Origin of the sequence: Paenibacillus sp. HWE-109 (assembly GCF_022163125.1) — a bacterium.
In the GTDB taxonomy this organism is placed as follows: domain Bacteria; phylum Bacillota; class Bacilli; order Paenibacillales; family NBRC-103111; genus Paenibacillus_E.
Genome location: NZ_CP091881.1, coordinates 3,617,151 through 3,635,489, shown reverse-complemented (window position 1 = coordinate 3,635,489; position 18,339 = coordinate 3,617,151). Strand labels below are relative to the sequence as shown.

Here is an 18,339-nt window from a genome sequence, read left to right as displayed (position 1 = left end):
TCCAGAATCCCTTACAGGGTACGCAGATCTTGTAAAATCTCGGTTTTGGATTTCGTTTTGTCATCTACTTTCTTGATGACGCGTGCTGGTGCTCCGGCAACAACGGTATACTCTTCAACGTCTTGCGTAACGACAGCGCCCGCAGCAACAACAGAGCCTTTACCAATGCGTACGCCTTCCAAAATAACGGCATTTGCACCAACAAGCACATCATCTTCAATCACACAAGGTTGTGCGGATGGAGGTTCAATAACGCCTGCAACGACTGCGCCTGCGCCAATGTGACACATTTTGCCGACTTGCGCTCTGCCGCCAAGAACAGCGTTCATGTCGATCATCGTACCGTCGCCAACGGATGCACCGATATTAATAAGCGCGCCCATCATGATAATGGCGTTGTCTCCGATATGTACTTTATCGCGAATAACCGCACCTGGCTCAATACGTGCATTGATGTGCTTGAGATCCAACATAGGGATAGCGGAGTTGCGGCGATCTGATTCTACAACGAAATCCTCGATTTGCGCTTTGTTAGCTTCCAGGATCGGCTGAATTTCGCTCCATTCACCGAAAACGATACCACTGTTGCCGGAAAGGAAGGATTGGCTGCTTTCTCCGAAGCTAATGCCTTCAAGGTTCCCTTTTACATATACTTTCACCGGAGTTTTTTTCTTGCTTTCTTTAATAAATTGGATAATTTCTAGCGTATTCATTTCGCTCATGGTGACATCTCCTTAAAATTAGATTGACTCTCCTATATTATCAGATAGGGCGCGTTTGAGCCAATGCGTTTCATAGAAAAGCTGAAAAAGATTGCGCAAAGCGTCGAATTAGCGCTTTGAACGAGTGCGCTCGAGCGTGGTGAATGCTCGGGAGGAGCGCGCAAGTGCTGGTCAAGCGCGCTGCTAGAGCACGTCAAGAGCGTGCTAAGAGCGTGCTAAGAGCGTGCAAGAGCGTGCAAGAGCGTGCCAAGAGTGTGCAAGAGTGTGCAAGAGTGTGCAAGAGTGTGCTAAAGAGCATGCCAAGAGCGTACTAGTAGCGTGCCAAGAGAGTGCCAAAGAGATAACGCTGAAAAACAGCGCTACAGCAGCGTAGTGGCGCCAAAGGCAAGAGTTAAGATTGAAAAACAGTCTTAACAGCAGGAAATTGCGCCGGAGAGAGGCGAAGCCGCATTAATAACGCTGAAAAACAGCGTTACAGCAGCAGAGTGGCGCTAGAACCAAGCGTTAAGACTGAAAAACAGTCTTAACCAACAGGAAAATGCGCCGGAGAGAAGCGAAGCCGCATTGATAACGCTGAAAAACAGCGTTACAGCAGTGGAGTGGCGCCAAAGGCAAGCGTTAAGACTGAAAAACAGTCGTAACAGCAGGAAATTGCGCCAGAGAGAGGCGAAGCCGCATTGATAACGCTGAAATACAGCGTTACAGCAACGTAGTGGCGCCAGAACCAAGCGTTAAGACTGAAAAACAGTCTTAACAGCAGGAAAATGTGCCGGAGAGAGGCGAAGCCGCATTGATAACGCTGAAAAACAGCGTTACAGCAGCGTAGTGGCGCCAAAGCCAAGCGTTAAGACTGAAAAACAATCTTAACAGCAGGGAATTGCGCCGAGAGAGGCGAAGCCGCATTGATAACGCTGAAAAACAGCGTTACAGCAGCAGAGTGGCGCCAAACCACATTTTCAGCAAACTAAGCCCACCTCCACCTCCAAAACATATAGCGGTAAGTCAATCCCTAATCTAACAAAAAAGGACCGTCAGGATGACCTGACAGTCCTTTTCTTAAGAAATAGCTTTTTGTGCGAAGCAGAGTGGCGCCAAACCACATTCTCAGCAAACTAAGCTCACCTCCACCTCCAAAACATATAGCGGTAAGTCAATCCCTAATCTAACAAAAAAGGACCGTCAGGATGACCTGACAGTCCTTTTTTTAAGAAATAGCTTTTTGTGCGAATTGGCTTTTATAGAGATCGGCATAGAAGCCTTGTTGCTCCAACAACTCTTCGTGTGTTCCTTGTTCGATGACGGTCCCTTGATTCATCACAAGGATGAGATCGGCATCGCGGATGGTGGAGAGGCGGTGAGCGATTACGAAACTGGTGCGATTGGCCATAAGATTGTTCATCGCTCTTTGGATGGACACTTCCGTTCTGGTATCCACGCTGCTGGTCGCTTCGTCGAGAATCAGAATGGTTGGATCGGCGAGAATCGCGCGGGCGATGGTGAGCAATTGTTTTTGACCATGCGATAGATTGGACGCTTCCTCATTAAGGATTGTGCTGTAGCCGTCCGGCAAGGTACGGATGAAATGATCGGCATAAGCGGCGCGAGCTGCTTGAACAATGTCCTCCTCGGTCGCACCATCGCGCCCGTAAGCAATATTTTCACGTATCGTACCGTTGAATAACCAGGTGTCCTGAAGTACCATGCCGAAAAGTCCGCGTAAATGGCTGCGAGACATCTCGCGTGAATTGATCCCGTCAATGGAAATAGTGCCACTATTCAATTCATAGAAACGCATAAGCAGATTGACGATGGTCGTCTTGCCTGCTCCGGTTGGTCCGACAATCGCGACAGTTTGACCAGGCTCAACATGGATGTTCATATTTTCGATAAGCGGTGTATCCGCTTTGTAAGAAAAGGCAACCTGGTCGAACTGAACGTGTCCGCGAACATTTGAAACCTTTTGGACATGATTGTTCTCTGCCACTTCCTCAGGCTCATCCAATAATTCGAAAATACGCTCTGCCGCGGCAATCGTAGATTGAATCACATTGGCAATATTGGCGACTTGGGTGATGGGCATCCCGAATTGGCCGGAATACTGGATGAAGGCTAAGATATCACCAATTTTAATGGCGCCATTGGTCACCATGATGCCACCGATTACACTGACCAGCACATAGCCGATATTTCCGATAAATGACATCAGGGGAAAAATCATGCCGGAGATGAACTGCGCTTTCCAGCCCGAATGATACAGGCGGTCGTTGATTTCATTGAATTGCTCCACCGATTTCTTCTCACGGCCAAAAGCTTTGACAATGGTATGTCCGGTGTACATCTCTTCTACATGACCGTTGAGTTGGCCTAGCGTTTGTTGCTGCCCTTTGAAATACTTTTGTGATCGGGAGGCGATCATCTTCGTTCCCATAATGCTCAAAGGCAACGTGACAATTGTAGCTAACGTCAGCAATGGGCTTATGGTTAACATCATAATGATGATCCCAAGCAGAGTTACGATTGACGTAATTAGTTGCGTTAAGCTTTGCTGCATCGTTGAACTGATGGTGTCCACATCATTGGTGGCACGACTCATTGTGTCTCCGTGGCTGCGTGCATCAAAGAAGGAGAGAGGTACCCGAGACAGCTTGTCGCTAATCGCTTCACGCAGATTAAAAACAATTTTCTGGGTCACGCCGACCATAATCCACTGCTGAATATAGGTGAGAACTGCGCTTAACACATAGAGCGCTGCGAGAATGAGCACGATGCGAAGGATCGCATCGAAGTCGATATGAGCTCCGGCGACACCTTTTAACTTGGCCATGGAGCCTTCATAAAGCGTAGTTGTTGCGTTGCCCATCAGTTTAGGACTAATAATGCTGAACATCGTGCTGAGCACGGAAGCGATAACTACAAGGCCGATCGGCAGCCGAAAGGGCTTCATAAAGCTGGCGAGCCGCCGTAGTGTCCCTTTGAAATCTTTGGCCTTCTGCACAGGCCGGCCCATCGCACCCATTCCGCCACGACCGAAATGAGCAGGGTTGGCTGCCGGAGGGGAAGAGGGTTGATCTTTTGGTTTCTCACTCATGCAATTTCCTCCTCTGACAGCTGTGAAGCGACAATTTCTTGATAAATGGCACAGGTTTTCATCAATTCAGCATGCGTTCCGATGCCGGCAATTCTGCCTTCATCCAGGACGATGATGCGGTTTGCATCCATGATCGTACTCACCCGTTGAGCGACGATAATCTTCGTCGCTTCCGCAGTTTCGGTTTTGAGCGCAGCACGAAGCTTGGCGTCCGTTTTGAAATCAAGCGCAGAGAAGCTGTCATCGAACACATAGATGTGCGGCTTGCGGGCCAGTGCGCGGGCAATCGCGAGTCGCTGCTTCTGACCGCCTGACAAGTTCGTTCCGCCTTGAGCGAGAACCGCTTGGTAGCCATCTTTCATCTCCGCGATAAAATCTGCCGCTTGCGCAGTAGTTGCGGCCTGATGAATTTCTTCATCTGTTGCGTTTTCACGTCCGAAACGAATGTTATCGGCAATCGTGCCTGAGAAAAGCGCCGCTTTTTGTGGAACATAGCCGATCTGCTGTCTTAAACTTTCGATTTTTAGTTTTGGCAAAGAACTGCCAGCCACAGCGATATTGCCGGAATCTACATCATAGAAGCGCAGCAACAGGTTGATGAGCGTCGTTTTGCCGGATCCTGTGCCTCCAATAATGGCAGTGACTTCACCTGACTCTGCTCGAAAAGAAATGTCGTGGATGGCGGCCTGCTCAGCACCAGGGTAACTGAAAGTTACGTGCTGAAATTCAATGGCAGCTTGGTTGGTATTTAATTCTTTCGCTTCATGACTACTATGTATGTTCGATTCTAGGGCTAGAACTTCATTGATTCGCACTGCCGAGGCTGATGCACGGGGGATCATCATGAAAATCATCGTCATCATAAACATGGAGAACATGATTTGCATCGCATATTGGATGAAAGCCATAAGATCGCCAATTTGCATTTGATTGCCGTCAATTCGAATACCGCCATACCAAAGGATGACGACGATGCCTAGATTGAAAACCAGCATCATAATGGGCATCATGGTTGCCATCAAGGTGTTGACTTTCACGGCTGTAACCGTATAGTCATGATTCGCTTTCTCGAATTTGCGTTTTTCGTGCTCTCCACGATTAAAGGCGCGAATGACGCGGATTCCGGTTAAATTTTCCCGCAGCACGAGATTAATGCCGTCAATTTTGACCTGCAGCAGTTTAAATAAAGGAAGTCCTTTGCGCATGATTACGATAATAGCCAATACAAGAATCGGAATGACTGAGATTAAGACAATAGCCAGATGTGAATCTTTGTAGGTTGCCATAATTACGCCGCCGATCAGCATGGTAGGCGCTCCGATAAACATGCGCATCATAACGATGACTTGCTGTACCTGTGCGATATCATTCGTGGTTCGTGTAATGAGGGAGGAGGTTCCGAGTTTGTCGAATTCATGCAAGGAGAAACTCTCCACATGAGTGAAAAGTATGCGGCGCAAATCTCTGCCGAACCCAGTGGCTGTCTTAGCAAGCAAGTAGCTGGCAATAATGACACACACCATAGCTCCCATGGCAACGAGCAGCATATATGCTCCGTAACGGAGAATATAGCCGATGTCTCCTTTGACTACCCCAATATCGACGATGTCGGATAGAAGCGTAGGCAGATACAGCTGTGCCAGTGACTGCAAGAGCATTAAAATAATGACAGCTGCAACTAAAAATTTGTACGGTTTCAAAAGTCGAAACAATTTGAACATAGTTTCCTCCTTGGCCGGATTGAATCGTAATTAATATGTAAATTATAACACATGCGCAAGCGCTTGCTCAAAGAGAGTTTGATAAAGGATCTTGACTTATCATGTCGAAAATGGCATAATTCTATTAATTACATAGGTACCTTTAAAAACAGTCCAGAGAGGCTGGCAAGGTAAAACGATAAGAAAAGACGGGAATGCAGCGTCGCGTACGCTGTGTTAACAAGCATCGGATGTGCGCATCCTCATGCCCCGCTCTGTATCTTTATGCACTCGTAACTCCTTGCCATGAATTGGGCAAGGAGTTTTTTGGTTTTCCGGTGGAAAACGGTGCAGTTCTTGCTAAACAAGCTTTCCGATGGAAAACAAAGCCTAATCTTGCGTTATCCGTTTTGCTGAAGCAAAACGATCAGGAGGCGAAGAGATGAACGAAGCAGCCGAACATACCCTCATTGATGAAATGGGAATTCGAAGAGCGCTGACGCGGATTGCACACGAGATACTTGAAAAGAATAAAGGGGTAGAAGATTGTACCTTGATTGGGATTCGGACCCGCGGCATTTATTTGGCCAAGCGAGTGGCAGAGCGGATTATGGAAATTGAAGGTGTTCCGATTCCGGTGGGCGAGATCGATGTCACTTCTTACCGCGATGATCGCGTAAAGGTGAAATCGGTGGAGGACGCGCGGGAAGGCGGCAAGCTCCAAATCCAGGACCGTAAAATCATCCTCTTCGATGATGTCCTCTTCACAGGGAGGACCGTAAGAGCAGCGATGGATGCCTTGATAGATTTGGGCAGACCGCAAATGATTCAACTGGCAGTCTTGGTAGACAGAGGACATCGCGAGCTGCCTATTCGCCCGGATTATGTTGGCAAGAACGTACCTACCTCCAAAAGTGAAAGCATCGAAGTGCTGTTAACGGAAATCGATGATAAAGATGGGGTCATCATACATGGGCAGAGGGGGAAACAGGAGTGAGTATAATGAGTACACAAACAAAGCATTTTTTAGGATTGAAAGGTGTTACGGCGGGGGAAATAACAAGTATTTTGGATCGGGCAGCTTACTGGGAACAATCTTCCCCTAAGGTATCGAATCAGTTGCAAGGCAAGTTCGTTTCCAACTTATTTTTTGAAAATAGTACAAGAACGCGTTTCTCTTTCGAACTGGCCCAAAAGCGATTAGGGGCTGATGTGCTGAACTTCTCCGCAGCGGAATCAAGCGTGCAAAAAGGTGAATCCATTTACGACACGGTTCGCACGCTGGAGTCCATGGGGATCGATGCCGGTGTCATTCGCTTGAAGCCAAACGGCGTGCTGCAGGAATTGGCCGAGAAAATTAAAATTCCGCTGATCAATGCGGGCGACGGCAATAATGAGCATCCAACACAAGCGCTTCTGGACTTCTACACGATGCGCAAGCAATTCGGCAGCTTCAAGGGTCTGACAGTCTCCATCGTCGGTGACATTCTGCATAGCCGAGTGGCACGCTCCAACTTGTGGGGACTTATCGCGCTGGGCGCCAAAGTTCAGTTCTGCGCGCCAGACAGCATGCAGGCTCCTGAACTCGCTGAGTTCGCTCCATATATCACTTTCGAAGAAGCGCTCAAAGCCGATGTTGTCATGATGCTGCGCGTGCAGCTGGAACGCCACGACAAGGGGATTATCCGCTCGGCTGAAGAATACCGCGAGCAGTATGGTTTGACGGCAGAACGTGCCAGCCGAATGGCGCCGCATGCGATAATCATGCATCCCGCTCCGGTGAATCGCAACGTCGAATTGGATGACGAACTGGTTGAACACGAGAAATCCAAAATTTTCACACAAATTGCTCATGGTGTGCCGATTCGTATGGCGGTCATTGAACGAGCTTTATCATAGAACAGGGGGACTTCAGCACAATGGGTATTTGGATCTTAAACGGACTTACGGTTGATGCGAATAATGCACAAGCAAAGAAGCACATTTTTATCGAGAATGACAAGATCGCACAAGTTCTGGATGCTTCGGAAAGCTCAGCTCCGCAAACAGAAGGTCATGAAGTTATCGATGCAGCAGGCAAGCTCGTAACACCTGGCTTCATTGATATGCATGTGCACTTGCGGGAACCGGGATTTGAACATAAAGAAAATATTGCGACAGGTACACGCTCCGCGGCTCGCGGCGGTTTCACAACGATTGCATGCATGCCAAACACGAGGCCGGTTATCGATACAGTCGATACGGTGAAATACATATTGGACAAAGCTGCAACAGAAGGCGTAATTCGGGTGCTTCCCTACGGAACAATTACCAAAAATCAATTAGGCCGTGAGTTAACGGATTTCGCTGCGCTGAAAGAAGCCGGCGTTATCGGTTACACCGATGACGGTGTTGGCGTACAGAGCGCGCAGATGATGAAGGATGCAATGGCTTTGGCCGCATCCATGGACATGCCAATCATCGCACACTGTGAGGATGACACGCTTGTCGTTGGAGCGCCGGTAAGTGAAGGCTCGTTCGCGAAGAAGCACGGCCTGAAAGGGATCCCGAACGAATCCGAGGCGATTCATGTAGGGCGCGATATCCTGTTGTCCGAAGCGACAGGCGTTCACTACCACGTGTGCCATGTGAGCACGGAGCAATCAGTTCGCTTGATCCGACATGCGAAGCAGTTCGGTATCAAAGTGACCGCAGAGGTATGTCCGCATCACCTCGTGCTGTCTGATGAAGACATTCCAGGGCTGGACGCCAACTGGAAGATGAACCCGCCGCTGCGCACGCCGCGCGATGTGCAGGCTGTTATCGAAGGTTTGGAAGACGGCACGATCGATATCATCGTGACGGACCACGCACCGCACACAGAAGAAGAGAAGGCCAAAGGCATGATGCTGGCGCCATTCGGTATCCTGGGATTCGAAACAGCATTCTCGCTGCTGTATACGAAATTCGTTCTAACTGGACAATGGACGCTTGGTTTCCTAGTCGATCGAATGACGCAAAAACCGGCTGATGTATTCGGTCTTCCCTACGGAACGCTGAATGTGGGCAGTGTAGCGGATATCACGATCGTAGATTTGGAAACAGAGCGTGAAGTTCTGAAAGAAGAGATCGTGTCGCGCAGCAAAAACACACCGTTCATCGGTTGGAAGCTGCAAGGTTGGCCGGTTGTGACCATCGCATCCGGTAAAGTGGTCTGGTCGTAAAATCCGCATAACACGCTGTACGAGACACGTAAAATCGTGTATATTTATACAGAAAGATCATTTTTTATGCAAGTCTATGCATTTCTTAGGAAGTTGTAGGCATGACATCTGCGGTTCGTGAGAATCGTTTGACAATAGCGAAGGAGTTGAAAGAACATGCAGGCAAGATTGTTGCTGGAAGACGGCACTCTTTTTACAGGAAAATCGTTCGGTAGTGAAGGTGAATCCGTCGGCGAGGTTGTATTCAATACAGGGATTACAGGTTATCAGGAGGTGCTTTCCGATCCTTCCTACTGCGGTCAAATCGTGACGATGACGTATCCATTGGTGGGGAACTACGGGGTGATCAGGGATGATTTTGAATCCGTACGTCCTTTCATTCATGGTTTCGTCGTGCGTGAGCACGAAGAGATTCCAAGCAACTGGAGAGCGCAGTACACACTTGGCAGCTTGCTCAAAGAATACGGCATCGTTGGCATCAGCGGCATCGACACTCGTATGTTGACTCGTAAAATTCGTCATCACGGCGTTATGAAAAGCTTATTGACAACATCCAATAAATCCGTTGCGGAATTGACTGAGATCTTGCGCGGTACTTCCCTGATGACGGACCAAGTTTCTCGTGTCTCCACCAAAAGCGTATACGGTGCACCTGGACACAAAGAGCGCATCGTGCTCGTTGATTTCGGTGCCAAAAGCGGGATCATCCGCGATCTGAGCAAACGTGACTGCGACGTTGTCGTTGTGCCTCAAGATGCAACTGCTGAACAAATTCGCCGCCTTGCGCCGGACGGTGTCTTGCTGTCCAACGGCCCTGGGGATCCGAAAGATGTTCCGCACGCGGTTGAAATGATCAAAGGATTGCTCGGCGATATTCCTTTGTTCGGAATCTGCCTTGGTCACCAACTGTTTGCACTTGCTTGCGGCGCGGACACTGATAAATTGAAATTCGGTCACCGCGGCGGCAACCATCCCGTGAAAGATTTGGCTTCCGGTCGCTGCTACATTACATCGCAAAATCATGGCTATACGGTCAAGGAAGATTCCGTGAACGGAACGGACCTTGAAGTAACGCACATTAACAATAATGACCGTACAATCGAAGGTTTGAAACACAAGAAATACCCTGCATTCTCGGTGCAATATCACCCAGAGGCAGCACCGGGGCCATTCGACTCCAGCTACTTGTTTGATGATTTCATCTCGCTGATCCGTCAGCATAAGCTTGATAACCCACAGCAGCCGCGCCAAGCGCAAATGCTTGCTCAGTGGAAAGCTTCCACGGCATCGACATCTGTGAAGGAGGAACTGCAATATGCCAAAAAATAATACACTCAAAAAGATCCTCGTTATCGGTTCCGGTCCAATCGTTATCGGTCAGGCAGCGGAATTTGACTATGCGGGCACGCAAGCTTGTCAAGCACTTAAAGAAGAAGGCATGGAAGTTATCCTGATCAACAGCAACCCGGCTACGATCATGACGGATACAAACATGGCGGATAAAGTATATATCGAGCCGATTACACTTGAATTTGTTACACAAATCATTCGTCAAGAACGTCCTGACGGCTTGCTTCCAACACTTGGAGGTCAAACAGGTTTGAACATGGCGGTTGAACTGGCTCGCGCCGGTGTACTGGAAAGCGAGAACGTGAAGCTTCTCGGAACGCAGCTGACGGCGATTGAGAAAGCGGAAGATCGCGATCTTTTCAGAGACTTGATGAGAGAATTAGAGCAGCCGGTACCGGATAGCGTTATCGTAACGACAGTTGCTCAAGCGGTTGATTTTGCTAATGAAATCGGCTTCCCGATCATCATTCGTCCAGCGTACACATTAGGTGGAACTGGTGGCGGTATCTGTAATACGATGGAAGAACTGACGGAAATCGTAGCTTCCGGAATTCGCTACAGCCCAATCGGCCAATGTCTGGTTGAGCGCAGTATTGCAGGTATGAAAGAAGTCGAGTATGAGGTAATGCGTGACGCAAATGATAACTGTATCGTTGTGTGTAACATGGAGAATTTCGATCCAGTAGGTGTACATACCGGAGATAGTATCGTTGTCGCACCAAGCCAAACACTTTCGGATCGCGAGTATCAAATGCTGCGTTCCGCATCGCTCAAAATTATTCGCGCCTTGAACATTGAAGGCGGATGTAACGTACAGTACGCCTTAGATCCACATAGCTTCCAATATTATGTCATCGAAGTTAACCCGCGTGTAAGCCGCTCCTCAGCGCTTGCGTCCAAAGCGACTGGTTACCCGATCGCCAAAATGGCAGCGAAAATTGCGATTGGCTACACGCTCGATGAGCTTGTCAATCCAGTAACAGGCCAAACCTATGCTTGCTTCGAGCCGGCACTGGATTATATCGTTTCCAAAATCCCGCGTTGGCCGTTCGATAAATTCACAGCTGCCAACCGTAAATTAGGTACACAAATGAAGGCGACTGGCGAAGTTATGGCGATCGGCCGTACGTTCGAAGAGTCCATTCACAAAGCAGTACGTTCCCTAGAGATCGGTGTACATCGCCTATTCCTTAAAGAAACGGATTTGCTTGATACAGAAACATTGGAGTTACGCTTGCAAAAACCGGACGATGAGCGCCTATTCTTATTGGCAGAAGCTTACCGCAGAGGCTACACGGTGGAGCAATTGCAGAATTTGACGAACATTGACTGGTGGTTCTTGAACAAGCTTGATGGTCTGATCAAATACGAGAAAGAAATCGCGGCAAGTGAACTGACGAATGAACTGCTTTTCGAAACGAAGCGCAAAGGCTTCACAGATCGTGCTATTGCCGAGATTCGCACATTAGCTGGATGCTCGACATTCACCAAAGAAGCTGAAATCAGAACACACCGTCTGAAACAAAACATCAAGCCTGTGTACAAAATGGTTGATACTTGCGCAGCTGAATTCGAAGCTTCAACGCCTTATTACTACTCTACTTATGAGCAAGAAGACGAAGTTACAGAAACAACCAAAGAGAAAGTCGTTGTATTAGGCTCCGGTCCGATTCGTATCGGTCAAGGGATTGAGTTCGACTACTCCACCGTTCATGCGGTATGGGCAATTCAAGCAGCTGGTTATGAAGCGGTTATCATCAATAACAACCCAGAAACGGTTTCCACGGACTTTAACACGTCGGACCGCTTGTACTTCGAGCCTTTATTCTTCGAGGATGTTATGAACGTCATCGAGCGTGAGAATCCAATCGGAGTTATCGTTCAGTTCGGTGGACAAACCGCGATTAACTTGGCAGCACCGTTGCACAAAGCAGGCGTACGCATCCTAGGATCTGATCTGGAAAGCATTGATACGGCCGAAGATCGCAAGAAATTCGAAGCTTTGTTGAGCAAGCTTTCGATTGCTCAACCTCCAGGCGGTACTGTAACATCTGTTGACCAAGCCGTAGGAACAGCAGCGAAATTCGGTTATCCGGTTATCGTTCGTCCTTCTTATGTCTTAGGCGGCCGTGCAATGGAAATCGTCTACTCCGATGAAGAATTGCTTAGCTACATGGAATATGCCGTGAAGATTAACCCTGAGCATCCGGTTCTGATTGACCGCTATATGCTTGGCAAAGAAGTTGAAGTTGACGCGATCTGTGATAGAGAAACGGTTCTGATCCCAGGTATTATGGAACATGTTGAGCGCGCAGGGGTTCACTCCGGTGACTCGATCGCCGTGTATCCACCGCAATCGCTCTCCGATGAGATCAAGCAACAAATTATTGAAATTACGACGAAAATCGGCCTGGAATTGAACGTGGTTGGTCTAGTCAACATCCAGTTCGTCATTCACAACGATCAAGTGTATGTTATCGAGGTTAACCCGCGTTCTTCCAGAACGGTGCCGTTTTTAAGTAAAGTAACGAACATTCCAATGGCGAATGTGGCGACGCGCGTAATTATGGGGCAAAAACTGACGGATATGGGATACCAAAGCGGACTATGGCCAGAAGATAAGTACGTTTCTGTTAAAGTGCCGGTATTCTCCTTCGCGAAACTGCGCCGTGTAGACACAACACTCGGACCTGAGATGAAATCAACAGGCGAGGTTATGGGACGCGATATTAACTTTGCAAAAGCTCTATACAAAGGCCTGATCGGTGCAGGCATGAAAATTCCTGCTGCTGGCTCCGTTGTTGTAACGGTTGCTGACAAAGATAAGGAAGAAGCGATCGAAATTTTGAAAGGCTTCTACCGTCTTGGTTATAAAATCATTGCAACTGGCGGTACGGCTACGGCAATTCAAGAGGCTGGACTTCCTGTAACGACCGTTCATAAGCTGAGCGAAGGTTCACCGAACATTCTGGATCTGATCCGTGGCGGCGAAGCACAGTTTGTTGTAAACACGCTGACCAAAGGGAAAGAGCCTGAGCGTGATGGTTTCCGCATCCGTCGTGAAGCCGTTGAGAATGGTGTCGTGTGCATGACTTCACTAGATACAGTCAGAGCGCTTGTGAATATGCTTGAAGCGATTAACTTCTCCTCACGTGCAATGCCCATTCATGCTTAAGGGAGAGTGAAGAATGTGTCCGTTTTAACACGTACTGAGATTGCTGGACGTATTATGGTTGCTTTGGATTATCCGAACGCGGAGAGTGCTGAAGGGCTGCTTAAGCAGCTTGAAGGCATTCCCTGCTTCGTGAAGGTAGGCATGCAGCTGTTCTATGCGGCAGGTCCCAGCTTCGTAGAGAGTCTCAAAACGCGCGGTTACAAGGTTTTCCTTGATGTGAAGATGCATGATATTCCGAACACGGTCAAAGGTGGCGCGGAGAGTGTGACGCGCCTTGGGGTTGATGTGTTTAATGTGCATGCAGCCGGAGGCAAGCAGATGATGGAAGCCGCCTTGGAAGGTGTCGACAAGGGGCTTGCAAGCGGCAGTACACGCCCGATCGTGATCGGCGTGACGCAGTTGACCAGCACGAGCCAGTCGGTGCTGAATGACGAGATTGGCCTAGCCGGTACGACCGAACAGGCCGTCATTCGCTATGCCCGCTTGGCACATGCCGCGGGGCTGCAAGGCGTTGTCGCGTCACCGCTTGAGGTGACGGCGATCAAGGCAGCATGCGGCGACGGGTTCGTCACGGTGACGCCGGGTATTCGCCCTGCGGGAGCTGATGTGGGCGACCAATCACGCATCATGACGCCGGCTGAGGCGTTCGCGCAGAAGACGGACTACGTCGTGATCGGCAGGCCGATCACTGGCGCCGCCGATCCGCGAGCGGCGATCGAAGCCATTATTGATTCAATCGTGTAAGACGAGTAGACAGGCGGGTTTGAGCCTTACAATGGAAGGGAACGGTGGAAGTATCATGAGTCAACTCGAAACCATTGCGCAGCATATCGCTGCGTCATTATTAGAGATCGAGGCGGTTGCGCTTCGACCACAGCAGCCATTCACATGGACATCGGGTCTGAAATCGCCGATTTATTGTGACAATCGTTTGACGATGTCGCATCCAGCGATTCGTGAAGCGATCGCTGACGGCTTTGTCAGCCTGATTCAAGAGAAGTTCCCTGATGCTGAAGTTGTGGCAGGTACAGCTACCGCTGGTATCCCTCATGCTGCATGGGTTGCTCAAAAGCTAGGTCTGCCAATGATCTACATTCGCGACAAAGCCAAAGGGCACGGCAAAGAGAACCTGATTGAGGGTTCCGTCAAGCCAGGTCAGAAAGTGATCGTCATTGAGGACTTGATCTCGACGGGAGGCAGCTCTTTGAAAGCTGCGATCGCCGTGAAAGAGGCTGGAGCTACAGCACTTGGCGTACTGGCGATTTTCTCCTATCAGCTGGATAAGGCAACGGAAGCTTTTGAAGCTGCAGGGATGCCGCTGCACACCCTTTCCAACTATTCTGCGCTGCTTGAAGTCGCGTTAGAGAAGGGCAAGATTCAAGCTTCCGATATGGAATTGCTTCGTTCATGGAGAGCTAATCCTGCTGCCTTTGGCGTGTAATGATAATAATGAAGAAGCTCCATCTTTGCGAAAAGATGAGCTTCTTTTTTTTGCGATTTAGATTTGATCTGTCAACAAATGGATGAACGATTGGAGCGGCTGCGACATCCACTTTTTGGGGTGCAGCAGCAGTTGGAGATCCATATGAAGATCAGCATGCGAGAAAGGCAGCTGGGCTAGTTTGCCAACTTCTACTTCACTTTGAACCGTGATTTGCGGCAGCAGGGCCACACCTAATCCATTCATAACGCAATGTTTGATTGTTTCCAGATTGCCAAGCTCGAATCCGATATGCAGCGGGATGTCGTGATCTTTTAACAGTTTCTCAAACATGCCGCGGTAGATGCAGCCATCCTCCGTCACGATAAATTCGGTTTGGTGAAGGTCTGCGAGTTCAACCTTAGTTTGTTGAGTGAGTGAATGGTTAGGCGGAGCCACCAAGACTAAGGGTTCTTCACGAACGCGAGTGCAGTCAAGGAAACTGTCAGCAGGAAATCGGTCAAGCAAGAGACCAATATCATAGTCGCCATCTTTCACTTTGCTTATCAAAGAGGACTCGCTATCCGGAAAAAGGTGGATATTCAGGGCAGGGTAGAGCTGCTTCATCCGATGTAAATAGGGCGGTAAGTAGTACGCAGCAAGGGAATTAATCGTGCCGATGGTGAGTGTTCCACTTACTTGACTGGCTATCATTTCTTTGGATTGATCGTAGAGGTCAAGCATCTGAACGACCAATTTCAACAAGCTCTCGCCAGGTGCTGTCAAACGCAGTTGACGTCCATATCGTTCAAAGAGCGGGACACCATATTCTCTTTCCAGTTTCTGAATTTGCATCGTGATACTGGATTGTGCATAACCTAATTCTTCCGCGGCTTTGGTGAAGCTTTTTCTCCGGGCGACCTCCCGAAATGTGCGAAAATACGTTAAATCCATGGGAGCCCCCTCGATTCTTTATCAAAAATTTTGATGAGTCCTATCATTTATTATAGCTAACTGTGATAGTAAGATCCATGCTAAAGTGAATGTACATCAAATAGAGACAGGGAGATGCGTCGAATGTTAAAAGCTCAGGAACTGCAAGGTGTTTATGTGCCAATCGTTACACCCTTTGATGAAGACTTTGAAGTGGATGCGGCTTCTTTTTATAATCAGGCTTATCAATTGTTTCAAGATGACATTCATGGACTTATTGTTAATGGGACTACAGGAGAATCGCCTACGATTACGCAGGAAGAACTGGGAATTTTATTTGCGACAGCGCAAGCTGCGAAAGAAGCGGCTAACTCACAAGCTTCCCTTGTGATTGGGTCAGGAACGAATGATACGCGATCGACGATTAAGAAAACGGAGGCAGCTGGAAACTTAGGCGCTGATGCAGCTTTGGTGGTTGTTCCTTATTATAATAAACCGAGTCAACAAGGCATTATTGCTCATTTTCGCCAAGCAGCCAGCGTTGGGGTGCCGATTATTTTATATGAAGTTCCACACCGCACGGGTGTGACCCTTGAACTCGAGACGGTTCGTGCGATCTTGGATATCGATGGTGTTATTGGCATGAAAGACAGTACGCCGAATACGAAGCTGGTCTCCGAGTTGACACGTCTGGGCTCCAAACCTGTTCTCTGCGGGGAAGATACCTTGTTGTTTGATGCTCTCCAAGCAGGAGCCAAAGGCGTTATGAGCGCATCTGCCAATGTAGAAACAGAGCGCTTTGTAGCCTTTTATCGGCATTTCCTGGCTGGGAATATGGAGGAGAGCAAGACGCTGTACGAAGGGCTCCTTCCGCTGATAAGGCTGCTGTTCACAGAGCCAAATCCTGCGCCTCTCAAATGGCTGCTGGAACAGCAAGGGGTTATTGCTTCAGGGGCACTGCGTTTGCCGCTTCTGTCGGTTACAGAAGGTTTGCAAGAACGATTAACAGCGTATATATAGCAAAAGGAGTGCGTGCATAATGAGTCGAACCCGCGTATTCACAGGATCACCTTGGGAGCCGCTCGTTGGTTATTGTCGAGCAATCCGGGTAGGCGACCGGATTGAAGTTGCTGGTACTACCGCCATGCAGAATGGAGAGGTAGTGGGCGTAGGAAATGCATACGAGCAGGCGAGATTCGTCCTTGCGACCATTGAGCAAGCTTTGCAGGAGCTGGGTGCTAGCCTGTCGGATGTCATTCGAACGCGCATGTATGTGACGGATATTTCTCAGTGGGAAGCGTTCGGACGCGCACATGGTGAGTTTTTTGGAACCGTGCAGCCTGTAGCGACAATGGTTGAAGTGAAGGCTTTAATCGATCCGCTTTTGATGATTGAGATAGAGGTTGAAGCGGTTGTTGTTCGCGTAAATGAATAAAGAATAAGCGCATTTCTCTCTTGGGCTAGCGTACTAGTCGTAAGAAAGCGGAGTGCGCTTTTTTTTGAAAAAGCATAAGTTTTGGGGTGGATTTAAGGGATTCACCCTTTTTAGTTTATTGGTACATTTAGAATATGAAACAGGACATCCTACACCGACTTTTCTTCGATGCACTGATCTTAAGGTGGGGCCCTATCGGTGCAAAGGGCGTTTGTGCACGACATGCTCATGCGGAGTAATGGTAGAGTGGAGTCCAGGTCTTGTCAGAGGACGTGTTTCTTGTCAACGATCGACAGGTCATCTTACAAACGAGGAAGGTGTAAGAGGTGAGTGAGGCTTGACCAAAATTTAAATGTTGGAGATTGACTCCAGTTGTCAGGCTTGGGTTGTAGGCACCCCATCCCGATGGAGTGGTTTGATGCGATGAGAACGTCACTCCTCGTTTATAGCAAGATGTGCCAGGATAGCGAGTTTGAGGGAAGTACAGTGCGCTATAATTCTGAAAAACCGCCATATTCCACGTCAGTGGGAACTACGGTCCGCTATTCCGCCATTTCTCGCTCAGAATCATCAGGTTCCGCTTAAATAGCGGATCTCAGTTCCCTTTCATGCTACGTTTCCCCCAGTTCCCGACATATAGTGGATCATAGTTCCTTTTCACACGACGCTCTCTGTCATTGCACAGTCCAAAAGGAACTAGGAACCGCTATATTGTTGAAAACCTTATGAAGACGCTCATCTCTCAGGGAGGCAAAGCCGCCTTTCTTAAATGGCAAGTGTAAGTTGGCTTTAGTCGATCCGTTTGCCGAGAATAAGAAGATCACGTTCGATGCCATCCAATTCGGCAATACCGGGTAAATGCGCCCACTTCTCGAAGCCGAATTTGTGAAAGAGATTCAAGCTTGGATCGTTATGGCCAAAGATGAAACCGAGCAAGGTTTTTAGACCCAAAGAAGGTCCTGCTTCAATGGCTTTTTCCATTAGATATCGTCCAATGCCGTAGCCGCGATAAGATTCATCCACATAGATGCTGATTTCAGCGGTTCCGTTGTAGGCCGGACGGCCATAGAAGGACTGGAAGCTGAGCCAGCCGCAGATGGCTTGATCTTTTTCCACGACCCACAGAGGACGGAAGTCATCTGAGTGCTCATGAAACCAAGCTTCACGGCTTGCTATTGTAACGGGTTCTGTATCCGCTGTAACCATACGTCCAGCAACAGTCGTATTATAGATGCGCACGATTTCTGGCAGATCTTCCAGATGAGCGTCGCGGATTTGCAAATGTTCTGTGTTCATGTTGTTGCTTCAGTCCT

General features: G+C 48.6%; 14 protein-coding genes and 1 pseudogene. 10 read left to right on the top strand and 5 right to left on the bottom strand.

The features are described from left to right. Positions 1-11: 11 nt before the first annotated feature. From dapD to LOZ80_RS15450, 3 genes are all read right to left on the bottom strand, one after another. The gene (gene dapD / locus LOZ80_RS15460; RefSeq protein ID WP_238172231.1) at positions 12-722 is read right to left on the bottom strand and encodes a 2,3,4,5-tetrahydropyridine-2,6-dicarboxylate N-acetyltransferase; all 711 of its coding nucleotides are present in this window, start codon (positions 720-722) and stop codon (positions 12-14) included. Between the two features lie 1,204 nt (positions 723-1,926). After that, positions 1,927-3,810 (bottom strand): ABC transporter ATP-binding protein, encoded by a 1,884-nt coding sequence (locus LOZ80_RS15455; RefSeq protein ID WP_443147034.1) that lies wholly within the window; start codon positions 3,808-3,810, stop codon positions 1,927-1,929. Beyond that, the gene (locus LOZ80_RS15450; RefSeq protein WP_238172230.1) at positions 3,807-5,531 is read right to left on the bottom strand and encodes an ABC transporter ATP-binding protein; all 1,725 of its coding nucleotides are present in this window, start codon (positions 5,529-5,531) and stop codon (positions 3,807-3,809) included. Before LOZ80_RS15450 ends, LOZ80_RS15455 begins: the two co-directional genes overlap by 4 nt. Positions 5,532-5,952: 421 nt before the next feature. Between LOZ80_RS15450 and pyrR the strand changes: the two genes are divergently transcribed. The 7 genes from pyrR to pyrE all read left to right on the top strand — a co-directional run bounded on the left by pyrR (position 5,953) and on the right by pyrE (position 14,679). Then, positions 5,953-6,507: a bifunctional pyr operon transcriptional regulator/uracil phosphoribosyltransferase PyrR gene (pyrR, locus tag LOZ80_RS15445; RefSeq protein WP_189006146.1), complete on the top strand. Its 555-nt coding sequence runs from the start codon at positions 5,953-5,955 to the stop codon at positions 6,505-6,507. A gap of 5 nt (positions 6,508-6,512) precedes the next feature. Beyond that, positions 6,513-7,409 (top strand): aspartate carbamoyltransferase catalytic subunit, encoded by an 897-nt coding sequence (locus LOZ80_RS15440; RefSeq protein ID WP_238172229.1) that lies wholly within the window; start codon positions 6,513-6,515, stop codon positions 7,407-7,409. A 20-nt stretch (positions 7,410-7,429) separates the two neighbouring features. After that, entirely contained in the window at positions 7,430-8,713 is a 1,284-nt protein-coding gene (locus tag LOZ80_RS15435) for a dihydroorotase (RefSeq protein WP_238172228.1), read from the top strand. Positions 8,714-8,869: 156 nt separating this feature from the next. Continuing rightward, positions 8,870-10,042 (top strand): glutamine-hydrolyzing carbamoyl-phosphate synthase small subunit, encoded by a 1,173-nt coding sequence (carA, locus tag LOZ80_RS15430; RefSeq protein ID WP_238172227.1) that lies wholly within the window; start codon positions 8,870-8,872, stop codon positions 10,040-10,042. Next, entirely contained in the window at positions 10,029-13,238 is a 3,210-nt protein-coding gene (gene carB / locus LOZ80_RS15425) for a carbamoyl-phosphate synthase large subunit (RefSeq protein WP_238172226.1), read from the top strand. The genes carA and carB overlap by 14 nt, the downstream gene beginning before the upstream one ends. 54 nt (positions 13,239-13,292) lie before the next feature. After that, positions 13,293-13,982 (top strand): orotidine-5'-phosphate decarboxylase, encoded by a 690-nt coding sequence (gene pyrF, locus LOZ80_RS15420; RefSeq protein ID WP_283214789.1) that lies wholly within the window; start codon positions 13,293-13,295, stop codon positions 13,980-13,982. A 55-nt stretch (positions 13,983-14,037) separates the two neighbouring features. Further along, the gene (gene pyrE, locus LOZ80_RS15415) at positions 14,038-14,679 is read left to right on the top strand and encodes an orotate phosphoribosyltransferase (protein ID WP_238172225.1); all 642 of its coding nucleotides are present in this window, start codon (positions 14,038-14,040) and stop codon (positions 14,677-14,679) included. Positions 14,680-14,736: 57 nt separating this feature from the next. Here the strand turns inward: pyrE and LOZ80_RS15410 are convergent, their stop codons facing one another. Next, complete coding sequence (locus LOZ80_RS15410) at positions 14,737-15,612, bottom strand: LysR family transcriptional regulator (RefSeq protein WP_238172224.1); 876 nt, start codon at positions 15,610-15,612, stop codon at positions 14,737-14,739. Between the two features lie 123 nt (positions 15,613-15,735). On the opposite strand from LOZ80_RS15410, the gene dapA reads away from it, so the two are divergent. The 3 genes and pseudogenes from dapA to LOZ80_RS39515 form a co-directional block, all read left to right on the top strand. Beyond that, positions 15,736-16,611 carry a 4-hydroxy-tetrahydrodipicolinate synthase gene (gene dapA, locus LOZ80_RS15405; protein WP_238172223.1) on the top strand — a complete coding sequence of 292 codons (876 nt, stop codon included), beginning with the start codon at positions 15,736-15,738 and terminating at the stop codon, positions 16,609-16,611. Between the two features lie 19 nt (positions 16,612-16,630). Then, positions 16,631-17,026, top strand: a complete 396-nt coding sequence (locus LOZ80_RS15400) for a RidA family protein (protein WP_238172222.1) — start codon at positions 16,631-16,633, stop codon at positions 17,024-17,026. Between the two features lie 169 nt (positions 17,027-17,195). Next, positions 17,196-17,328 (top strand): annotated as a pseudogene (locus LOZ80_RS39515) (IS91 family transposase); the annotation flags it as partial. 487 nt (positions 17,329-17,815) lie between these two features. Here LOZ80_RS39515 and LOZ80_RS15395 read toward each other — a convergent pair. Beyond that, complete coding sequence (locus LOZ80_RS15395; RefSeq protein ID WP_238172221.1) at positions 17,816-18,322, bottom strand: GNAT family N-acetyltransferase; 507 nt, start codon at positions 18,320-18,322, stop codon at positions 17,816-17,818. Between the last annotated feature and the right edge of the window lie 17 nt (positions 18,323-18,339).